4 protein-coding genes are annotated in these 2470 nt (G+C 73.3%); 1 reads left to right on the plus strand and 3 read right to left on the minus strand.

Annotation, left to right across the window (positions count from 1 at the left end; genetic code table 11):
* Nucleotides 1-25 precede the first annotated feature (25 nt).
* The 3 genes from L2I40_RS21855 to def form a co-directional block, all read right to left on the minus strand.
* On the minus strand, nucleotides 26-556 hold the full coding sequence (locus tag L2I40_RS21855) for a hypothetical protein (RefSeq protein WP_237217372.1): 531 nt from the start codon (nucleotides 554-556) through the stop codon (nucleotides 26-28).
* A 174-nt stretch (nucleotides 557-730) separates the two neighbouring features.
* Complete coding sequence (locus L2I40_RS21860; RefSeq protein WP_237217374.1) at nucleotides 731-1336, minus strand: COQ9 family protein; 606 nt, start codon at nucleotides 1334-1336, stop codon at nucleotides 731-733.
* Nucleotides 1336-1848: a peptide deformylase gene (gene def, locus L2I40_RS21865; RefSeq protein ID WP_237217376.1), complete on the minus strand. Its 513-nt coding sequence runs from the start codon at nucleotides 1846-1848 to the stop codon at nucleotides 1336-1338. The genes L2I40_RS21860 and def overlap by 1 nt, the downstream gene beginning before the upstream one ends.
* A 188-nt stretch (nucleotides 1849-2036) precedes the next feature.
* On the opposite strand from def, the gene rpsU reads away from it, so the two are divergent.
* Entirely contained in the window at nucleotides 2037-2240 is a 204-nt protein-coding gene (gene rpsU / locus L2I40_RS21870; protein ID WP_007006360.1) for a 30S ribosomal protein S21, read from the plus strand.
* Nucleotides 2241-2470: the final 230 nt, after the last annotated feature.

A 2470-nucleotide genomic window follows, 5' to 3' on the forward strand; every position in this document is an offset into this window, starting at 1 on the left:
CCCAGACCCGCTTCACCGCGACCCGTCAGCGGCGCGCGGCGGGGCGTGCGGGCGTGCGCGCGGCCGGCGCAGCGGCCGCGGCGCAGGCCGGGGCGGCCATCGGGTTCACGATGTTCCGCTCCATGGCGAATTCGGCGAGGGAGGCGGCGTCGTTCTTAGCGAGCGCCTGCTGGAAGAGCGGCGTGGTCAGCGGGCAGAAGAAGGAGCCGGCGCGGATGCTGTCCTGCGAATGGGCGTTCGCGAGGATGGTGATGAAGTTGTCGAGCTCGCGCTGGCCGGCGGCGCCGGCGGTGCGGCGGAAATGCGACTGCAGGCCGTTGTAGGAGGCCTGGAGGTCGCGTTGGAACTTGCGGACGAAGGCGTTGTAGTCGTTGTCGCGGCCGCAGGCCAAGGCGGCAACCATCAGCTGGCTCTGCACGGCGCGGACGTCGAAGGCGGTGCGCTCGGCGGCGGGGATGCAGCTCTGCGCGATGGCCGGGCCGGCGATCAGCGCGGCGAGGCCGCCGAGCACGAGGCGGAAGCTGGTGGTGCGACGCTGGCCCTGACGGTTGCGCATGGGAGCTCTCCTCGGGATCACGCCGCCGCGCCCTCCGCCGCGCGCCGACCCCGCCGGATTGGGTAGAGCACGGCCGGCCCGGCTGCAAGGCGCAGACGCCTGCCGGAGCGCGTGAAGATTGTTACAGGCCAGATGCTTGCGCTGCCGAGGTGAAGTGGCTTCGCAAGCGACTCGTCAGGCGGCCGGCGCGGTGCCCTGCCGCGGCTTCGCGGGACGGCGCTGCAGCCGCGCCAGATCCGCGAGTCGGCGGTCCAGGAAGGCGCGCGTCGCCGGGAAGCCCGGTTCGTCGTCCTGCAGCCAGAAGGCCAGCGTCGCGCCGTAGATCGGCACGAGCGTCGCGCGGCGCGTGTACCAGGAGAGATCGGCCGAGGTGTCTCCGGCTGCCGCCCACATCGAATCGGCGGTGCGCGCCACCGTGCGCAGCGCGGAGGGCACGTTCCAGGGCAGCGACTGCAGGGCGAGCGCGCGGCGGATCGCCTCCTTGTGGGGCTCGTTGCGCTCGAGGCGCAGCATCAAGACGCGCCGGATTCGGTCGGGGATGCGGAGTGAGACGATGTCCTCCTGCCGCGCGGCCTCCTCCATCTCCCGGTCGGCCAGGTCGCACCAGGCCTCCACCGCCTCGACCGGGCCGCGCGGGAAGAGCCAGTCCTGCTCGAGCGGCTCGAGGCCGAGGTCGCGCAGCCCCGCCGACAGCGCCGCGCGCGTCCAGCCGAGGGCGGCGACATGCGGCAGCGCGGCACGGATCGCGGCGTCGCGCTCCTCGGAGCGTTCGATCTCCATCACGGCGTCTTCTCCGGCTTCGCGGCGGCCCTGGCGAGTTCCTCGACGAAGCCCCAGCGCGAGAGGTCGTTCATGCGCATCGGGTAGAGCACGCCGTCGAGATGGTCGGTCTCGTGCTGGATGACGCGGGCGGCGAGGCCCGCGGCCTCGCCCTCGACCGGCCTGCCCTCGATGTCGAGGCCGCGGAAGCGGATGCGGGCGGGGCGGGTGACGGCGCCGCGGAGGCCGGGGATGGAGAGGCAGCCCTCCCAGGCCTCCTCGGTCTCCTCGCCAACCGGCTCGATCTCGGGGTTGATCAGGGCGATGACGTTGCCGGCGCCGCCGCGCCAGACGAAGAGGCGGAGCGGTACATGGACCTGCGGGGCGGCGAGGCCGAGGCCCTGCGCGTCCTCCATCGTCTCGGCCATGTCGGCGACCAGGCGCCGGATCTCGGGGGCGGTCGGGTCCTCGACCGGGTCGGCGCGTCGGAGCAGGACGGGGTGGCCCATGCGGGCGATCTTCAGGATGGCCATCGGGGGGTCCGGCGGGGTCGCGCCTTAAGGTAATGCGCCCGGAGCCATACGGGAGGCCTTCCGCCGCGGCGGCGGTGCGTGCTAGACGCTTCGCACTTCCGTCGGGGGGCGCCGGGGACAGCCCGGAGCCTTGCCCGCGTTTTTGCTTTTTCCGCCACCCTAACCCCAACCCAAGGAGGTTGAGCCGCGTGCAGGTCGTCGTCCGCGACAACAACATCGACCAGGCCCTGAAGGCGCTGAAGAAGAAGCTCCAGCGCGAGGGCGTGTTCCGTGAGATGAAGCTCCGCCGTCACTACGAGAAGCCGTCCGAGCGCCGCGCCCGCGAGGCCGCGGAGGCCGTGCGCCGGGCCCGGAAGGTGGAGCGCAAGCGCCTGGAGCGCGAGGGCTTCTGAGCCCGAGTCGCCTGGCGGCCTGAGGCCGCCGGCGCCGATCGCCGAGACAGACGACGCGGACAGGGTGCAGGCCTAAGCCTGTGCCCTTTTTGCGTTTGGCGTCGGCCGGCCGCGCGGCGAGCGGCGGGGCGCCGCGGTGTTCCGCCCGGGCAGAGCCGATCCTGGGCGCGGCGCTGATCGGGGCCACGCGCGCGGCCTCGGCCGTGCTGGCCGCGGCACAGGCCCCCTCC

Source organism: Falsiroseomonas oryziterrae (genome assembly GCF_021864505.1).
Classification (GTDB): domain Bacteria; phylum Pseudomonadota; class Alphaproteobacteria; order Acetobacterales; family Acetobacteraceae; genus Falsiroseomonas; species Falsiroseomonas oryziterrae.

Bases quoted from the DNA above. Each gene is read 5' to 3' on its own strand.
- L2I40_RS21855 (WP_237217372.1), bottom strand. From the start codon at position 556: ATGCGCAACCGTCAGGGCCAGCGTCGCACCACCAGCTTCCGCCTCGTG.
- def (WP_237217376.1), bottom strand. From the start codon at position 1,848: ATGGCCATCCTGAAGATCGCCCGCATGGGCCACCCCGTCCTGCTCCGA.
- L2I40_RS21860 (WP_237217374.1), bottom strand. From the start codon at position 1,336: ATGGAGATCGAACGCTCCGAGGAGCGCGACGCCGCGATCCGTGCCGCG.